At 71.8% G+C, this 17,092-nt stretch carries 12 protein-coding genes; 6 read left to right on the top strand and 6 right to left on the bottom strand.

The genetic code is table 11. The annotated features are described in order from the left end of the window. Positions 1 to 19 precede the first annotated feature (19 nt). Positions 20 to 2,956 carry a BTAD domain-containing putative transcriptional regulator gene (locus tag ACIP4Z_RS14955; RefSeq protein WP_401307986.1) on the bottom strand — a complete coding sequence of 979 codons (2,937 nt, stop codon included), beginning with the start codon at positions 2,954 to 2,956 and terminating at the stop codon, positions 20 to 22. 310 nt (positions 2,957 to 3,266) lie between these two features. On the opposite strand from ACIP4Z_RS14955, the gene ACIP4Z_RS14950 reads away from it, so the two are divergent. The 6 genes from ACIP4Z_RS14950 (at position 3,267) to ACIP4Z_RS14925 (ending at position 11,250) form a co-directional block, all read left to right on the top strand. After that, on the top strand, positions 3,267 to 4,580 hold the full coding sequence (locus ACIP4Z_RS14950) for an ROK family protein (RefSeq protein ID WP_401307983.1): 1,314 nt from the start codon (positions 3,267 to 3,269) through the stop codon (positions 4,578 to 4,580). Then, the gene (locus ACIP4Z_RS14945; protein WP_355335531.1) at positions 4,577 to 5,533 is read left to right on the top strand and encodes a sugar ABC transporter permease; all 957 of its coding nucleotides are present in this window, start codon (positions 4,577 to 4,579) and stop codon (positions 5,531 to 5,533) included. Before ACIP4Z_RS14950 ends, ACIP4Z_RS14945 begins: the two co-directional genes overlap by 4 nt. Further along, on the top strand, positions 5,526 to 6,443 hold the full coding sequence (locus tag ACIP4Z_RS14940; RefSeq protein WP_391162881.1) for an ABC transporter permease subunit: 918 nt from the start codon (positions 5,526 to 5,528) through the stop codon (positions 6,441 to 6,443). The genes ACIP4Z_RS14945 and ACIP4Z_RS14940 overlap by 8 nt, the downstream gene beginning before the upstream one ends. A gap of 78 nt (positions 6,444 to 6,521) precedes the next feature. Beyond that, positions 6,522 to 7,790 carry an ABC transporter substrate-binding protein gene (locus tag ACIP4Z_RS14935; RefSeq protein ID WP_401307978.1) on the top strand — a complete coding sequence of 423 codons (1,269 nt, stop codon included), beginning with the start codon at positions 6,522 to 6,524 and terminating at the stop codon, positions 7,788 to 7,790. A 116-nt stretch (positions 7,791 to 7,906) separates the two neighbouring features. Continuing rightward, complete coding sequence (locus tag ACIP4Z_RS14930) at positions 7,907 to 9,019, top strand: glycoside hydrolase family 15 protein (RefSeq protein WP_401307975.1); 1,113 nt, start codon at positions 7,907 to 7,909, stop codon at positions 9,017 to 9,019. Further along, complete coding sequence (locus ACIP4Z_RS14925; protein WP_401307972.1) at positions 9,016 to 11,250, top strand: TIM-barrel domain-containing protein; 2,235 nt, start codon at positions 9,016 to 9,018, stop codon at positions 11,248 to 11,250. The genes ACIP4Z_RS14930 and ACIP4Z_RS14925 overlap by 4 nt, the downstream gene beginning before the upstream one ends. A 111-nt stretch (positions 11,251 to 11,361) precedes the next feature. On the opposite strand, the gene ACIP4Z_RS14920 is transcribed toward ACIP4Z_RS14925, so the two are convergent. The 5 genes from ACIP4Z_RS14920 to ACIP4Z_RS14900 form a co-directional block, all read right to left on the bottom strand. Further along, the gene (locus ACIP4Z_RS14920; RefSeq protein WP_355335520.1) at positions 11,362 to 13,161 is read right to left on the bottom strand and encodes a glycoside hydrolase family 2 TIM barrel-domain containing protein; all 1,800 of its coding nucleotides are present in this window, start codon (positions 13,159 to 13,161) and stop codon (positions 11,362 to 11,364) included. Positions 13,162 to 13,226: 65 nt separating this feature from the next. Then, the gene (locus ACIP4Z_RS14915) at positions 13,227 to 13,841 is read right to left on the bottom strand and encodes a hypothetical protein (RefSeq protein ID WP_401307968.1); all 615 of its coding nucleotides are present in this window, start codon (positions 13,839 to 13,841) and stop codon (positions 13,227 to 13,229) included. Positions 13,842 to 13,850: 9 nt separating this feature from the next. Beyond that, the gene (locus ACIP4Z_RS14910; protein ID WP_355335515.1) at positions 13,851 to 14,687 is read right to left on the bottom strand and encodes a carbohydrate ABC transporter permease; all 837 of its coding nucleotides are present in this window, start codon (positions 14,685 to 14,687) and stop codon (positions 13,851 to 13,853) included. After that, positions 14,684 to 15,655, bottom strand: a complete 972-nt coding sequence (locus tag ACIP4Z_RS14905) for a carbohydrate ABC transporter permease (protein ID WP_401307964.1) — start codon at positions 15,653 to 15,655, stop codon at positions 14,684 to 14,686. The genes ACIP4Z_RS14910 and ACIP4Z_RS14905 overlap by 4 nt, the downstream gene beginning before the upstream one ends. Next, positions 15,652 to 16,986 (bottom strand): ABC transporter substrate-binding protein, encoded by a 1,335-nt coding sequence (locus tag ACIP4Z_RS14900; protein ID WP_401307961.1) that lies wholly within the window; start codon positions 16,984 to 16,986, stop codon positions 15,652 to 15,654. The genes ACIP4Z_RS14905 and ACIP4Z_RS14900 overlap by 4 nt, the downstream gene beginning before the upstream one ends. Positions 16,987 to 17,092 lie beyond the last annotated feature (106 nt).

Genomic DNA, 17,092 nt, shown 5'->3' with positions numbered 1-17,092 from the left:
AACCACATCAACCGGATCTTCAGGTCGCTGGGTGCCGAGAGCCGGGTCGAGGCGGTGCTGATCTGGCAGCGGGGACAGCGCGGACCGTGGGACGGTACCGACCGGCGCGCGGTCCTGGCTGCTCGGCCGGAGCTTCCCGCGGTCCCGCGTCCAGAGCGCGCAGGAACTCCGTGACGTCGCCGACCTCCTCCGCGCCCAGCTCCCTCAGGCGCGACAGCGCCCGGTCCGCGAGGGCGCGGGCGGAGTCCGGTTCCGCCCTGGCCCGCTTCACCTTGGCGAGACCGAACAGCGTCAGCGCCTCGTGGTAGTGGTCGCCGCTCGACTCGCACAGCGTCAACGCCTCCTGGAAGTACCGCAGCGCCTTCTCGTCGTGGGCGAGCCCGTACTCGGCGCCGCCCAGATTGATCAGGATGTTGGCCTCCAGCAGGACGTTCCCGCAGCGCCGTGACACCGCGAGGCCGAAGGTGCCGTACCAGAGCGAGTCCTCGAACTCGCCCAGCTCGGCGTGGAGTTCGCACAGCACGTCCAGGCAGCCCGCCTCGTAGTACTCGTGGCCGCTGTGGCGCGCCAGGTCCAGGGCCTGACTGGCGTAGGACAGCGCGGCCCGGTACTCCTTGGCCTCACGGAGCGTGGACGCCAGATTCCCCAGCAGGCTGGTGCGCAGGACGTCGTCGCCCAGGTCCTCCAACAGCCGCAGACCGCGCCGCTGTTCGTGCACCGCGGCCTCGTTGTCCCCCAACCGGGAGTAGGCCACGCCCAGATGGTTGAGCAGCACCGCCTGGGCCCGCCGGTCCTCGACCATCTCGGTGCTGCGCACCCCGAGCCGCAGCACCTCGACCCAGTCCTTGGTCTGCCCGGCCGCGTAGAAGTAGTCGAAGAGCAGATAGGCCAACTGCCACGCCTCGTCGTGGCAGCCGATGCGCTGCGCGGTGCGCAGGAGCGGGGAGATGTTGTCCCACTCCTGCACGCACCAGGTCACCAACTCCTTCTGGTCCGCGAAGCGCAGCGGCGCGTGCGGGGCCACCGGGTCGAGGGTGAAGGGGAGTTTGACCGCGTTGGACTTGTAGTCCTGTGTGAGGGTCCGCACATACCAGTGCAGCACCCTGCGCAGCGCCCCCTTGCGGGACTCGGCGCTCTCGCCGTCGCCGGAGACCTCCTCGGCGTAGATACGGGTCAGGTCGTGCATCCAGTAGCCGTTGCCGGTGGTCTCCATCAGGTGCTGCGCGGCGAGATTGCGCAGCGCGGCGGCGGCCACCGGCGCCGGGACGTCCAGCAGCGCGGTGGCCGCCTCCGCGCGGATGCTCACCCCGGGGAACAGCCCCAGCGTGCGGAAGGCGTGCGCCGCCCGCGCGTCCAGCCGGGCGTAGGACCAGGAGAGCACGCCGCGCACCGAGTACAGCTCGTCGTCCGGGATCTGGAGCGCGTCGAGCCGGTACCGCACGTCCTCCAACTCGGCCGCCAGGTCGGCGATCCGCACCTGGGACGACCCGGAGGTCACCTGCTCCGAGGCGATCCGCAGGGCCAGCGGCAGGCGGTCGCACAGCTCGGCCAGCCGCCGGGCCGCGGGCAGTTCGGCGCCGACCCGCGCGTCCCCGATCGAGGTGCGCAGCATGCTCAGCGACTCGTCGGCGGTGAGCGGGGAGAGCGTCTCGCGGTGCGCCGAGTACCGCACCGCGAGGCCGCTGAGCCGGTTGCGGCTGGTCACGATGACGAAGGAGGGGCCGTCGCCCGGCAGCAGGTCCTCGACCTGGTCGGCCGACTCGGCGTTGTCCAGCACGATGAGCACGCGCTTGTCCCGGACGATGCTGCGCCACAGCGCGACCCGCTCCTCCTGGTCGGTCGGGACCGTCCCCGCGTGCGAGGAGGCGAGCAGGTGGTGCAGGGCGTCGGCGGGGGAGCGGGCCGGGCGCTTGGGGTCGAAGCCGCGCAGGTTCACATACAACTGGCCGTCCGGGTACGCGTCGGCCAGCAGGTGGGCGCACCGCACCGCCAGCGCGGTCTTGCCCACGCCCCCGACCCCGACGACCATCACGATCCGCGGCGGCGCGGCCTCGCCCCCGCCGTCGGGCGCGGCGTCCCGCGCCGCGTCCAGCACCCGGCGCACCGCGTCCTCCCGGCCGATGAAGTCGGCGACCTCGCGCGGCAGTTGCGCGGGGCGCACCGGGGCCGCGGCGGGAGCGGGGGCGGCGGGCGCGGTGTCCGCACCGGCGCTGTCGGCCAGCAACGACGCGTACAGCGCCCGCAGTTCGGCCGACGGGTCGATGCCCAGATCCTCGGCGAGGAGCTTGCGCAGATCGTGATAGCGGGCGAGCGCGTCGGCGGTCCTGCCGCTGCGGCTCAGGGCCGTGATCAGCAGGGCGCGCAGCCGCTCGTCGTAGGGATGGTCGGCCACGTGGAGCGCCAACCGGTCGGCCGCGGCGGCGGGTTGGGCCAGTTCCAGAAGCAGTTCGGCGTGCTCCACCACCAGCCGTAACCGAAGGTCGGCCGCCCAGGCGCGGTGCTCCGCGCCGAACGGTCCCGGCAGACCGCCGAGCGCCGTGCCCGAGCGCCACAGGGCCAGCGCCTCCTCGAAGACGGTGACCGCGGCGGCCGGTTCCCGCCCGGCGGCCAGGGACCTGGCCCGCGCCGCCAGCCGCTCGGCCACCGTGACGTCGAGGCCGTCGGGGTCGAGCAGCAGCGAGTAGCCCGCCGCCGAACTCGTCAGCGGCTCACCGAGACCGTCCAGCGCCCGGCGCAGACCGGACACGTAGGTGTGCAGGCTGCCGACGGCCGTGGTGGGGGGCGACTCGCCCCACACCCCGTCGATCAGACGGTCGCGCGAGACGACCGTGTTGCCGCTCAGCGCGAGGACGGCGAAGACCGCGCGCTGCTTCGGCGGGCCGAGAGCGAGTTCCCGTCCCGCCGCGTACGCGCGCAGCGGCCCGAGCGTCTCAACCCTCAGACGACCGTTGTCCATCACGGAACTCCCAGGAGGCGGTGCCCCGGCCCCGCACGGCACGCGCGCGGTTCCACGACTGCGATTCACGTCGTGGTTTCCTCCGCGTCGCATCGTCGCAACCGCACTATAGGCCGCGCCAACACCGTCCGACAGCCCGCACTCCGGCAGCACTGACGCCCCAGGCGTCCCACCGGGCGCGCCGGTGCGCGGGCCGCGGCGGACGCGCGCCCGGCGGTGGCCGAAACGTCATGGAAACCGGGGGTTGACGTGGTCGTGAGCCCGCTCTAACGTTCAGGCAGTTTATTTATCCAGTAAAGAAAGAGTGCGAATGAACGGGTCGTCGGGCGAGGATCTCACCAGCACCGCCGTGCTGGCACTGCTGGGCAGGGCAGGGCCGATGTCGCGGGCCGCGCTCGCGCGGGACCTCGGGATGAGTCCGGCGACGCTGACCCAGGTGACGCGGCGGCTGCTGACGCAAGGAGTGATCGAAGAGCTCGACCGGCAGGAGCCCTCCCGGGGCGGCCGTCGCGGTCGGCTGATCGGTCTGGTCGGCAGCGCGGGCCGGGCGCTGGGCGTCAAGGTGGCCGTCGACCACGTCGCGCTGGTCGACATGCGGCTGGACGGACGGGTCACGGAGACCATGACGGTCCCCTTCGACGCCACGGCGCTGGAGGCGGTGCCCGCCATCGCCGAACTCCTGCGTCCGTTCACCGAGTCCGCGCAGGGGGTGCCCCCGCTGCTGGGGATAGGAGTGGGCGTGCCCGGCACCGTCGACCGCCCGGACAGCGGGGTCGTGGACGCGGCGATGCTGAACTGGGAGAACGTACCGCTCGGCACCATGCTCGGCGCCTCCTTGGGGCTCGCCGTCCTGGTGGAGAACGACGTCAACGCCCTGGGCAGCGGTGAGCGCCTGTACGGGCGGGGACGCAGCCTCAACGACTTCCTGGTGGTCACCATCGGCCGCGGCGTCGGCCTGGCCGTCGTCGCGGGCGGCCATGTCTACCGGGGCGCCCACGGGGGCGCCGGAGACTTCGGCCACGTCCCGGTCGATCCGGACGGGCCGCCGTGCACCTGCGGGAATCGCGGCTGCCTGGAAGCCCTGATCAGCGATGACGTCCTGCTCCGTACGGCGCGCTCGGCCGGCATCCTCGGCGAGGGCGCCACGCCCGCCGACCTCGCGGACCTCGCGAACGGCTCGGACGGCGCCAACGGTGCGGACGGCTCGGACGGTGCCAACGACTCGGACGGCGCCAACGACTCGGGCGGCGCCAACGACTCGGGCGGCGCCGATGACCGTACGGCGACGGCACGTCGCATCCTGCGCGAGGCCGGACAGCTCCTGGGCCGCCAACTGGCGGGACTCGCCACGCTCCTGGACCCGCAGGAGATCGTGGTCATGGGGGAGGGGACCCGCTCCTGGCCCTGGTGGGAACCGGGCGTCCGGGAGGCGTTCGAACGCCACGCACCCCGCCGCGCCCGGGAACTGGCGATCACCGTCGAGCCGTACACGGACACCATCTGGGCGCAGGGCGCCGCCGCCCTGGTGCTCGCCGCGTCCCTGGACGGCGGCGTCGGCAGCGTCGATCCGCGTCGACGGATCCACGGGCTCGGCGGCGCGGCGGTCGAACGGAGCGCCAGATGACCATCGGCCCCCTTTCCGTACGCCCTGGCCGGGGACCGGTGTCCGCCCCGGCGTCCGTCCCGGCGGCCGCCGCCGCCCGACGGCGGAAGTGGCGCAACCGCGGCGCGGTGCTGTTCTTCCTGGCACCGAGCGCCGTCCCGCTGTTGCTGTTCACCTTCGCGCCGATGGTCTCCTCGCTGTGGATCAGCCTCCACTCCTGGGACCTGATCTCCCCGATGCGCTGGGTCGGATTCGCCAACTACCGCCACCTGCTGGGCGACGGCGACACCCGGGTCGCGTTCCTGCACACCGTGTACTTCATCGCCGGCTACCTCCCGCTGGTGTACGTGGGCGGCCTGGTCCTGGCGCTCGCCCTCAACCGCCGCATGCGGGGCCGCGGCGTCCTGCGGTCGGTCTACTTCCTGCCGGTCATCACCAGTTGGGTGATGGTCTCGCTGACCTGGAAGTGGATCCTCAGCCCCGACGGGGGACTGCTCAACCGGGTCCTGGGCGGCGTGGGCCTGCCCACCCCCGACTGGTGGGCCTCACCGACCTGGGCGCTGCCCTCGGTGATCCTCGCCTCGGCGTGGAAGGACCTCGGCTTCGTCATGGTCATCCTGCTGGCAGGGCTCCAGGCGATCCCGCGGGAGCTGTACGAAGCGGCCACCATCGACGGAGCGAACGCCTGGCAGCGGTTCCGGCGCATCACGCTTCCGCTGCTCTCGCCCTCCACCTACTTCGTCGTCCTCATCTCCCTGATCAACGGCTTCCAGGTGTTCGACCAGGTCTTCGTGATGACCGGCGGCGGCCCCGCCGGGTCCTCGCGCACCGTCGTCGAGGAGGTCTACGACCTGTCCTTCCGGTACGGGCAGGTCGGCGGCGGCTCGGCCCTGTCCTGGCTGCTCTTCGCCGTGATGATGGCCGTCACCGCGGTCATGACCCGAGTCCAGCGGCGGTGGGTGACCCATGCCTGAACTGACCACGACCCCCGCCCGACAGCCCGCGCCCGCGGCGGACCTCCCTCGCGTCCCGCCGTCCCGTACCGCGGACCGGGGCCCGCGCACGAGCACCCGCCGACGGCTGCGGGCCGCCGGCGTCACCGCCCTGGTCGTCCTCGGGGCGGCCGGAATGCTCTTCCCGTTCCTGTGGGTGCTGATCACCTCGCTGCAACCGCACGGCAGCGGGATCTCCGCCCCTTCCCTGATACCCGACACCGTCAGCGCGGACGGCTACCGCAGCCTCTTCCGCGCGATGCCCTTCACCCGGGTCGCCGTCAACAGCCTCTGCCTGGCCCTGGTCTCGACGGTCGTGCAGCTGATCACCAGCTCCATGGCCGCGTACGCCTTCTCCCGGCTGCGCTTCCGCGGCAGGGGCCTGGTCTTCGCCCTCTACCTCGCCACCATGATGATCCCGCTCCAGGTCCTGATCGTCCCGCTCTTCGCGGAGATGAAGGCCCTGAATCTGGTCGACACCTACTTCGCCCTGCTCGCCCCGACCCTCGCCTCGGGCTTCGGAGTCTTCCTGCTGCGCCAGGCCATGGACGCCGTACCCCGCGAACTGGACGAGGCGGCCCGGCTGGACGGCGCGGGCCACCTGCGGATCTTCGGCTCTGTGGTGCTGCCGCTGGTACGCCCGTCGCTCGCGACCTTCTCCGTCTTCGCCTTCATGGCCAGCTGGAACAGCCTCCTGTGGCCGCTGGTCATCATCCGCTCGCCGGAGTTCAAGACCCTCCCGCTGGCACTGGCCGACCTCCAGGGCCAGTTCGGCACCCAGTGGAACGTGGTGATGGCCGGATCGGTCCTCAGCACCCTCCCGATCATGGCCATCTACCTCTTCGCCCAGAAGCACGTGGTCCAGAGCGTCGCCCAGTCGGGCCTGAAGTAGCCGGCCGCCCGAGCGGCCCCGCCCCCCGGCGCACCTCCCGAACACCCTCCCACTCGCCACCACCCCGAGGAATCCGCCATGCGCACCCGCCACATCACCCTCGCCACCGGTCTCGCGGCACTGGCCCTGACCAGCGCCTGCTCCCAGGGCTCCGCCACCAGAACGACCTCGGACAACGGCGTGACCACCGTCCGCTACATGACGTTCTCCTCCGCCCCCGACCACACCAAGGACCTCGACACGATCGTCGCCGCGTTCGAGAAGCAGAACCCCACCATCAAGATCCAGGTCCAGGCCGTCCCCTACGCCAACTACGCCACGACGCTCCAGACCTCGATCGCCGGCGGCACCGCGCCCGACACCTTCGAACTCGACCAGCAGAGCCTGGTCACCTACGCCTCCTCCGGCGCGCTGCTCGACCTGACGGACCCCGCCGCCGAGGAACCGGCCTACAAGGCGTCGGCGTACGCCCCGGCCAACCTCGAAGCGGCACAGTACAAGGGCAAGCAGTACGCGCTGCCGGAGTCCTTCTCCACCGTGGTCCTCATCTACAACAAGGACCTCTTCGCCAAGGCCGGCGTCCCCGTCCCCACCGCGGACTGGACCTGGAAGGACGAGCAGGCCGCCGCGCTCAAGCTCACCGACCGCGCCAAGGGCGTATGGGGCGACTACCAGCCCATCAGCTTCAACGAGTTCACCAAGGCCCTCGACCAGGCGGGCGGCTCCTTCTTCTCCGCCGACGGCGCGAGAGCGACTTTCGACAGCCCACAGGGCGTCGCCGCCGCGAGATGGCTGATCGGCAAGAACAACCGGACGATGCCCGACGCCGCGAAGAGCGCGAGCACCCCCGACTTCGACACCAACCTCTTCAAGGCCGGCAAGCTCGCCATGTGGCACAACGGCAACTGGCAGTTCAGCGCCCTGAAGGACGTCCCCTTCGACTGGGACGTGGCCGTCGAACCCGGTGACACCCACAAGGCCAGCGCGGTCTTCCAGAACTCCGTCGCCGTCTCCAAGGCCACCGCGCACTCCGGCGCGGCCTTCAAGTGGCTGAACTACCTGACCACGTCCGACATCACCGCGAAGACCCGCGTCGACTCCTCCTGGGAGCTCCCGCCGCTGTCCGACACCGGCAAGGTCGCCGGATACCTCACCGCGGGCAAGCCGGCCAACCGCCAGGCCGTCTTCGACTCCCTGAAGAACCAGGCCGCCTCGCCCGTCATCGCCAAGCAGCAGCAGATGCAGGACATCATCAACAACGCCCTCACCAACGCCGCCGCCGGCCGGACGGACGTCGCCAAGGCGCTGTCGCAGGCGGCCGCGCAGGTCACCGCCCTGCTGAAGTGAGACTTCGGGCGCCCGCGGGAGACCTGACACTCACGCGGGCGCCCGAACCCCCCGCTTCCCGCACCCCTCCGCCACACCCGGCGACACCCGTATCGCCCGCTTAGGAGACACCAGCCTTGTCCACCTCCACGACGCAGTCACCCGGCCACGCGCGCCTCGCCCGCCGCAGCCTGGAGGTGATCACCGCCCACCAGGCCGCCTCCGGGGCGTACCCGGCCTGCCCCGGCTACGAGGTCTACCGCTACTCGTGGTTCCGCGACGGCTCGTTCGTCGCGGAGGCCGCCTCGCGGTACGGTGCGACCGGTTCCGCCGACGCCTTCCACCGGTGGTGCGCCAAGGTGATCACGGACCGCGCCTCCCGTATCGAGCGGATCATCGCCGTACGGGCGGCGGGAGGACAGCCCGCCGAGGCCGATCTGCTGCCCACCCGGTACACCCTGGACGGCGCGGACACCGGGGACGTCGGCTGGTGGGACTTCCAGACCGACGGCTACGGCACCTGGCTGTGGGCGCTCACCGAGCACCTGCGCCGGCACGGCGGCGACCCCGCCCCCTACCGCGAGGCGATCCGCCTCACCGTCGGCTACCTCGCCGCGACCTGGGACCTGCCCTGCTACGACTGGTGGGAGGAGTCCAAGGAGCACCGGCACGGGGCCACGCTCGGCGCCATCCGTGGCGGCCTCGCGGCAGTCGGCGCGGCAGGACTCGACACGGTGGGGCGCTGCGGACCCACGGTCACCCGGATCGACGCCCTCGTCCGCGAACAGGGCCTGTACGGCGGCGGCCTGGCGAAGTGGCTGGGCGGGGCGGCGGTGGACGCGAGCCTGCTGGCCTGCCTGACCCCGTTCGGCTCCGTGGACCCGGCGGGACCGGTCGCGCGCGCGACGCTCGCCGCGATCGAGCGCGACCTGGTGGAGCCCGAAGGCGGCGTGCACCGCTACCTCCAGGACGTCTTCTACGGCGGCGGCCAGTGGCCCGTGCTCGCCGGGCTGCTCGGGTGGCACTACGCACGCGTCGGCCGTACCGGCGACGCCCTGCGCGAGCTGGAGTGGATCGCCTCGCGGTCCACCGCCGACGGACTGCTGCCGGAACAGGCCCCGGGCGTACGCCTGCTGGCGCCGGAACACCTCGCGGAGTGGGAGGAGCGGTGGGGGCCGAACGCCACCCCGCTGCTCTGGTCCCACGCCATGTACCTCATCCTCGCCCATGAACTCGGAGTCTCCGTATGATCCGCCACCGTCCGCACGGCTCGGGCCACCCCTACGAGCCGACCGACGACCAGCGCGTGCCCGTGATCCCGTCGGCGGGTGAGCCGTTCGAGGTACGCGCCTCCACCGGAGCCGATGTCGAGGCCGTGGTGTGCGAGTGGGACGCCGGTGACGGCGTCACCGCGCTGACCGCCGCCGTCGAAGGCCGGACCGACCCGGCCGGTGACAACGGCGGAGACTCGGACAGTCACCTCGCGGCGGCCGCGAGCGGGCGCGGCGACCGTACCCGCTGGGTCGTCCGCCCCGCCCCGCTCGCCGAGGGCACGGCCGCCCGCTACCGCTTCGTGGCCAGGCACCGCGACGGCCGCACCCGTGCCACGTCCTGGCACACCGTCGCCCCCGCGGTGTGGCGCGAGGGGGCCGCGCTGCTGCGGGTCACCGCGGACACCGGCCGACTGGTCGAGGGGTCCGCCTCCAGGCTTGTGGCCGCCGACGGCGCGGTGCTGCGGGTCCGCTTCGCGCTGCGGCTGGCGCCCGACGCGCATGTGGTCGGCTTCGGCGAGCGCTACAACGCCGTCGACCAACGCGGACACACCCTGGACGCCCAGGTCTTCGAGCAGTACAAGGGGCAGGGCTTCACCACCCGTACGTACCTGCCCATGCCGTTCGCGATGGTGCTCGGCGGGGACGGCGCGGACAACTGGGCCTTCCACGTCCGCACTTCGCGGCGCACCTGGTACGACATCGCGGCGAGCGACCCGGACCTGCTGTGGATCGAGGCGCAGACCCCGCCGGACGGCGCGGTCGAGACGGTCTGCTTCGGCGGCGCGCCCCACGAGTTGCTGTCCGCCTTCCTCGACGAGGCCGGACGCCCCGAGGAACTGCCCGACTGGGTCTTCCGCCTGTGGGCCAGCGGCAACGAATGGAACACCCAGCAAAGGGTGATGGCCGAGATGGACCGCCACCGCGACGAGGACATCCCGGTCGGAGCGCTGGTCATCGAGGCGTGGAGCGACGAGGCGACCTTCACCGCCTTCCGGGACGCGCGGTACCCGGTCACGGAGGACGGCGCTCCGCACCGCCTGGCCGACTTCACCTTCCCGCCGGACGGCGCCTGGCCCGACCCCAAGGGCATGGTCGACGAGCTGCACAGCCGCGACATCAAGGTGCTGCTCTGGCAGATCCCGCTGATGAAAACGCGCCCGGCGCCGCGCGGCCAGGCCGCCGCCGACGCCCGCGCGATGATCGAGCACGGGTACACCGTCATGGAGGAGGGCGGCACGCGGCCCTACCGCAACAGGGGCTGGTGGTTCCCCCAGGCGCTGATGCCGGACCTGACCCACCCCAAGGCACGCCAGTGGTGGCTCGCCAAGCGCCGGTATCTGGTGGAGGAGGTCGGCGTCGACGGCTTCAAGACGGACGGCGGCGAACACGCCTGGGGCGACGACCTGCGGTACGACGACGGCACGACGGGCGCGCTGACCAACAATCTGTTCACCGTCGAATACCCGCGCGCGTACGGCGAGTTGCTGCGGGAGTGCGGCAAGGCGCCGGTCACCTTCAGCCGTGCCGGGTTCACCGGCTCGCAGAACGCGGGCGTCTTCTGGGCGGGCGACGAGGACTCCACCTGGGACGCCTACCGGCACTCCCTCACCGCCGGCATCACCGCCTCGGCCTGCGGCATCGTCTACTGGGGCTGGGACATCGCCGGGTTCTCCGGGGACGTCCCGGACGCCGAGCTGTACGTCAGGGCCCTCGCGGCGTCCTGCTTCATGCCGATCATGCAGTACCACTCGGAGTACAACCACCACCGGCTGCCGCTGCGCGACCGTACGCCGTGGAACATCGCGGACCGCTCCGGTGACCCGCGCGTGCTGGAGATCTCCCGGACGTACACGCACCTGCGCGAGCGGCTGGTGCCGTACCTGGCGCAGGAGACCCGCACCGGTCTGGCGCAGGGGAAGCCGCTGATGCGCGGGCTGTTCTTCGACGATCCCCGGGACCGGCGCATCTGGGACTTCCCCGACCAGTTCCGGCTCGGCTCCGCGCTCCTGGTCGCCCCGGTCACCGAGCCGGGCGCCACCGGCCGTGAGGTCTATCTGCCGCACGGCGACTGGGTCGACGTCTGGACCGGGCGGACCCACACCGGCGGCCGGGTCGTCGAACGGGCCGCGCCGCTGGACCTCATCCCCGTGTACGCGACCGCCGACCGGTGGGCCGATCTGGAACCGGTCTTCACGACCGGCGGCTGACCGACGCCGCAGAGCGGTGGCGCACCCGACGCCTGCCCCGACGCCTGCCCCGGCTCCGGTTGAGCGGCGTCGGGGCGGCGTCGGGGCGGCGTCGGGGCGGCGCCCTCCGTCTCATCCGAGCGTCCGCGGCCGTCCCACGATCGCGCGCACCGTCTCCGTCGGCACCTTCGGCTCGCGCTCCGCCGTGAGCAGGCCGTTGGTCTCCTGGAGGGTGTCGGTCAACTGGGTGTAGCAGAAGCCGGCCAGGCCGGAGTCGACGGCGGCGGTCACCAAGGCGTCGAGGCGCGCGGTGAAGTCCTCCTCGGTGGCCACCGTGTCGTACCCGAACCAGTTCTCGCCGTCGGCCGGTTCGAAGGTGGCGCCGCCGAATTCGCTCAGCACCACCGGCTGGCCCTGGTGGCGTACGCCCTCCAGGGTGAGCCGCTTGCCCGCGGGCCACCGCTCGGTGAACGCGCCCTGGCGCAGGGCCGCGTGGCCGTAGCGGTCGGCCAGGACCGAGGCGTGCTGGGTGTAGTCGTGGACGCCCCAGATGTCGGCCGCCGACAGCTCCCAGCCGTCGTTGGAGACGGCGGGCCGGGTCGGGTCGAGCGCCTTGGTCAGGTGGTACAGCGCGTCCATGAAGTGCCGCTGCTCCGGCACCAGCGCCGGATTCGGCACCGACCAGGACTCGTTGACCGGGACCCAGGCGACGATCGCGGGATGGCTGAGGTCCCGGCGGATCGCCTCGGTCCACTCGTGCGCCACCCGCTCCACGGTCGGCGCGCCGAACACGTAGGCCGACGGCATCTCCTCCCAGAGCAGCAGGCCGAGCCGGTCGGCCCAGTACAGGAACCGCGGGTCCTCGATCTTCTGGTGTATCCGCAGCCCGTTGAGCCCCAGTTCCTTGGCGAGTTCCACGTCCCGGCGCAGCGCCTCCCCGGGCGCGGCGAGGTGGGACTCGGGCCAGTAGCCCTGCTGGAGCGCCATGCGCAGGAAGTACGGCCGGTGGTTGAGCAGGAAGACGCCGTCGTCCCAGCCGAGGTCGCGCAGGCCCAGGTAGGAGGAGACCTGGTCGAGGCGGGCCCCGTCGGCGGGGTCGGTGACCGTCACGGCGGCGTCCACCAGGTGCGGCTTCTCCGGGCGCCACAGCAGGTCGTCGAGGTCCTGGCCGTGCCGCAGCGCGGGGACGGAGATGTCGAAGGCGGTCTCCTGGCCCTCGGTACGGATCCGCTGCTCGGCCAGCACCCGCTCGCCGACGGTGAGGCGGACCGTGAGGTCGCGCGGGCCGCGCGGCCAGCGGCTGAGGCGGACCCGGCAGCCGACCCGGGCGTGGGCGACGTCGGGCAGCCAGTGCAGGACGGTGACGTGCTCCTCGGGGACCTCTTCGAGCCACACCGGCTGCCAGATCCCGGTGGTGCGCTCGTACCAGATGACGTGCGGGTCGCGCCGCCAGTCCTGCTTGCCCCGTGGCTGCGCCGCGTCCAGCGGCTGGTCCTCCGCGCGGACCACGAGCACATGCTCGCCGTCGCCGTCGAGAACGTCCGTCAGGTCGCAGGTGAACCCGGTGTGCCCGCCCTCGTGCCGCCCTGCCGGCCGCCCGTCCAGCCACACCTCGGCGCGGTAGTCCACCGCGCCGAAGTGCAGCAGCAGGCGGCCGGAGGCGGGCCGGCGCAGACCGAGGGAGCGGCGGTACCAGACCACCGGGTGGTGGCCGGTGTCGTGGACGCCGGACGCCTTGGACTCGGGCGGGTACGGGACGGTGATCGTCGTGGTGAAGGGCTCGGTGACCGCCGGGTCCATCCAGCGCTCGGCGCGCCCGGTGTCGGCGTCGTCGTGGGCGAAGAGCCAGGGGCCGCACAGGTCGTGCCAGTCGGGGTCGCGGACCAGTTGCGGCCGGGGGTGACCGGCCGCGTCGAGGTGTGTGTGGGGCATGGGGGAGTGCTCCGGAGGTGAGTCTTGACGGATGGCGGGACGCGGGCGGCGGCCGGGTGCGCCGGTCAGCGGTCGTACGGGTCGGCGGGGCGCCGCAGGTCCACGGCGGTCGCGGCGAACGCCAACGGGCCGGGCAGCAGCGGCAAGAGGACGGGGATGGCCCACAGCAGCAGCGCCGCCAGGACGACGGCTCCGGCCAGCAGGGCGGTGCCGCGCGGGTCGGCCAGGGAACGCGCCAGGGCTTCCCGGCCCGAGAGCCGGTGCGGTCCGTCCAGGGCGACCGCGCGCAGGCCGACGGCCGCCGCGCCGAGGGCGAGCAGCATCAGGACCGGCGCCATGAGGGCCGCGCCGGGCAGCCCGGAGCGCAGCAGTTCCTCGTCGAGCAGGAACAGCACGGCGAACGCGGGCGGCACCAGGCCCTTGAGCAGCGCGGGCAGGGTCAGCCGGGCTCGCACCTCGGCCAGCAGGTCGCCGAGCCGGATCTGCACGCCGTTCGCCGCGGTCCGGCGGAACACGGCGCAGGCGGCGGAGAGCGCCGCCGGTGCGGTGACCACCGGCAGGCAGGCCACGGCGGTGACCACGCCCACCAGCAGCATGTCGGCGAAGAGGGTGAAGCCGGAGCCGAACACCTCGCCCGGCTCGCGGTGGGCCCGGCGGGAAACGACGGGTGGGTGACTCATCGGTCCTCCTCAGCTCTTCAGTCCCGAGGTGGCCATGCCCTGCACCAAATAGCGCTGGAACACGAGGAAGAACAGCACGATGGGCAGCACGGAGATCACCGACATGGCGAACATGGGCCCGTAGGCGGAGGTGCTCGACTGGTCGACGAAGCTCCGCAGCGCCAGCGTGATGGTGGCCTTCTCCGGCGAGAGCAGGTAGATCATCTGGGCGAAGAAGTCGTTCCAGGACCAGATGAACGAGAAGATCGCGGTGGTGATCAGCGCGGGCCGGCTCAGCGGCAGGACGATGTGGAAGAACGAGCGGAACGGGCCGCAGCCGTCGATCCTGGCCGCTTCCTCCAGGTCCCTGGGCAGATTGCGCATGAACTGCACGATGAGGAAGACGAAGAACGCGTCCACCGCGAGGAATTTGGGCAGGACGAGCGGCCAGTAGGTGTTCATCATGCCGAGCTTGTTGAAGATGATGTACTGCGGGATCAGCACCACGTGCTGCGGCAGCATCAGCGTGGCCACGGTGAAGGCGAACATCGGGCCGCGCATCCGGAACCGCAGCCGCGCGAAGGCGTACGCGGCCAGCGAGCAGGACGTCACCGTGCCGATCACCGAACCGAGGCCGATCAGCATGCTGTTGCCGAGCAGCCGGGTCACCGACACGCCCGAGACACCGTCGAGCGCGGTGGTGTAGTTGCTCCACTCGAAGTGCCGGGGCCACAGGTCGACGCTGGTCACCACCTCGTCGGCGGGCTTGACGGACGTCACCAGCAGCCAGAGCAGCGGGTAGAGCAGGGCGAGCAGCGCGATCAGGGCGACCGTGTGGGGCAGCCGGCGGCGCAGGGTCAGATTCATCGTTCCGCCTCGTCCGCGTAGAACACCCAGGACCGGGAGGTCTTGAACAGCACCGCGGTGACGGCCGCGATGGCGAGCAGCATCAGCCAGGCCATGGCCGAGGCGTAGCCCATGTGCGAGGCGGTGAAGCCGCGCTCGTACAGATAGAGCGTGTAGAAGAGCGTCGAGTCGGCCGGTCCGCCGTTGCCGCCGCTGACGACGAAGGCGGGCGTGAAGACCTGGAAGGACTGGATCACTTCGAGCACCAGGTTGAAGAAGACCACCGGCGAGAGCATCGGCACCGTGACGGACACGAACTGCCGCCAGGCGCCCGCCCCGTCGAGCGCCGCCGCCTCGTACAGCTCCGGCGAGATCTGCTGGAGACCGGCCAGGAAGATGACCATGGGGGCGCCGAACTGCCACACGGTCAGCAGCACCACGACGTAGGTCGCCAGATGCGGATTGCCGACCCAGCCGCCGATGTGGATGCCGAAGGTGCCGAGGACGTTGTCGATCGTGCCGCCGTCGTTGAACAGCGCCCGGAACACCAGCGCGATCGACATGCTCGCGCCGAGCAGGGACGGGGCGTAGAACGCCGACCGGTAGAAACCCCGGCCCCGGCTGCTGAGCCGCTTGAGCAGCATCGCGGCGCCCAGCGCGAGGGCCAGCTTGAGCGGGACGGCGATCACCACGTACTTCAGGGTGGTCAGGACCGACCGCCAGAACCGCGGGTCGGCGGTCAGCATCTCCGAGTAGTTGCGCACGCCCACCCAGTGCGGGGTGGAGAGCATGTCGTAACTGGTGAAGGAGAGATAGAGGGAGACCGCCATCGGCACCAGGGTCACCGCGACCGCGCCGATCATCCACGGGGTGAGGAACACATACGCGGGCCAGCGCGCCTCCCGGCCGCGGCGGGTGCGCCGGTCCGGTCCCGGCGTGTCCTCGGGCCGCCCGGCGGCCTCGGCCGTCTCGATCCGCGCGACGCTCATGACTCCAACTCCTGCTTCGCCTGGACGACCAGCTCATGGGCCGCCTTCGCGGGCGACGCCAGGCCGAACTCCACCCGCTGGTACTCGCGGACGAAGGCGCTCTGGATCGCGACGTCACCTTTGGGAGGTGCGGACGGCGGCGGCCGCACGCCGTACTTCTGCATCACCTCGTCGAACTGCCAGACCTTCAACTCCGGTCCTGTCAGCTTGCTGTTCACCTCGGCGGCGATCTTCCGATTGGGCGGCTGGGAGCGGGTGACGCCCAGAATGTTCCCCGCCTGCGGGTCGTTGAGGAGGAAGTTCATCAACTGGGCCGCTTCCTGCGGGTGTTTCGAGTGGGCGCCGATGCCGATCAGCATCGTCGGCTTGAAGTACGACCCCGCCTTGCCGTCGATGGTGGGCACCGGCGCGAAGCGCATCGCGTGCCCGGTCGGGCTGGTGAAGCCGGTGAAGGTCGCGTCCCAGGAGTAGTCCATGGCGTCCAGACCGCGGCTGAAGGCGCTGATGCCCGTCGCGTCGGCCTGCGCGCTGTCCTTGGCCGAGACCACCGCCCCCGCCTTCTGGAGTTCGTGGAAGAAGGTCCAGAAGTCGGCGAGGTCCTTCTCGGTGTAGCCGAGCTCGGTGGGGCTCGCGTAGAGCTGCTTGCCGTGGCTGCGCAACCAGTCCTCGAAGACGTCCTCGTTGCTCCCGCCGTCGTTGCCGCCCGCCACGGTCCGCCCGTCGGGGGACTTCAGCTTCAGCCCGGCGATCCTCGCACTGGCGTCGGCCCAGTCCTGCCAGGTCCACGAGGGCTGCGGCGCCGGGACACCGGCGGTGTCGAAGACGTCGGCGTCGTAGACGTAACCGGTGATCCCGCGGCCCATCGGCAGCGCGTACTGCTTTCCCGCCAGGTAGCCGGTGCGCACCAAGGACGTGTCCATCTCGGCGGTGTCGAGGGTGCCGTCCTTGACGTACCGGTCCAGGGGAAGCAGCGCGCCGCCGGTGGAGAACTGGGAGATCTGGCGGTAGTCGAGCTGCGCCAGGTCCGGTATCCCGCCGCCCGCGGCCTGGGTGGACAGCCGCTGCTTGTAGGAGCCGAAGTCGGCGTTGGACATCTGGACGCTGATGTCCGGGTGCGCCTTCTCGAACAGGCGCACCGCCTTCTCGGTACGGGCCTGGCGTTCGTCGTTGCCCCACCAGGAGAAGGTGAGGGTGAGGTGACCGCCCGAGGCGCCGGAGGCGCCGCAGGAGGTGAGCGCGGCCAGCAGAACGGTGCTGCAACCGGCGGCGACCGCCGCGGCGACCGCTCGGCGGCGGAGGAACCGACGCCGGCCGCTTTGGGGCTCGGGCATGGTGGCCTTTCCGGGGTGGGTGGGTGGGTGGAGCGGTGGCACGAGGCGCCCGCCGCCGCACGGGGGCTGGGAACGGCGACGGGCTGTTCGGCTCACCCGTCGTGGG

The organism is Streptomyces sp. NPDC088910, assembly GCF_044749865.1.
Classification (GTDB): Bacteria; Actinomycetota; Actinomycetes; order Streptomycetales; family Streptomycetaceae; genus Actinacidiphila.
The sequence above is the reverse complement of the archived record's forward strand: the minus strand, read 5'-3'. Positions and strand labels throughout refer to the sequence as shown.

Excerpts from the sequence above, each read along its gene's own strand:
- ACIP4Z_RS14955 (WP_401307986.1), bottom strand. The coding sequence starts at position 2,956 with ATGGACAACGGTCGTCTGAGGGTTGAGACGCTCGGGCCGCTGCGCGCG.
- ACIP4Z_RS14950 (WP_401307983.1), top strand. The coding sequence starts at position 3,267 with ATGAACGGGTCGTCGGGCGAGGATCTCACCAGCACCGCCGTGCTGGCA.
- ACIP4Z_RS14945 (WP_355335531.1), top strand. The coding sequence starts at position 4,577 with ATGACCATCGGCCCCCTTTCCGTACGCCCTGGCCGGGGACCGGTGTCC.
- ACIP4Z_RS14940 (WP_391162881.1), top strand. The coding sequence starts at position 5,526 with ATGCCTGAACTGACCACGACCCCCGCCCGACAGCCCGCGCCCGCGGCG.
- ACIP4Z_RS14935 (WP_401307978.1), top strand. The coding sequence starts at position 6,522 with ATGCGCACCCGCCACATCACCCTCGCCACCGGTCTCGCGGCACTGGCC.
- ACIP4Z_RS14925 (WP_401307972.1), top strand. The coding sequence starts at position 9,016 with ATGATCCGCCACCGTCCGCACGGCTCGGGCCACCCCTACGAGCCGACC.
- ACIP4Z_RS14920 (WP_355335520.1), bottom strand. The coding sequence starts at position 13,161 with ATGCCCCACACACACCTCGACGCGGCCGGTCACCCCCGGCCGCAACTG.
- ACIP4Z_RS14915 (WP_401307968.1), bottom strand. The coding sequence starts at position 13,841 with ATGAGTCACCCACCCGTCGTTTCCCGCCGGGCCCACCGCGAGCCGGGC.
- ACIP4Z_RS14910 (WP_355335515.1), bottom strand. The coding sequence starts at position 14,687 with ATGAATCTGACCCTGCGCCGCCGGCTGCCCCACACGGTCGCCCTGATC.
- ACIP4Z_RS14905 (WP_401307964.1), bottom strand. The coding sequence starts at position 15,655 with ATGAGCGTCGCGCGGATCGAGACGGCCGAGGCCGCCGGGCGGCCCGAG.
- ACIP4Z_RS14900 (WP_401307961.1), bottom strand. The coding sequence starts at position 16,986 with ATGCCCGAGCCCCAAAGCGGCCGGCGTCGGTTCCTCCGCCGCCGAGCG.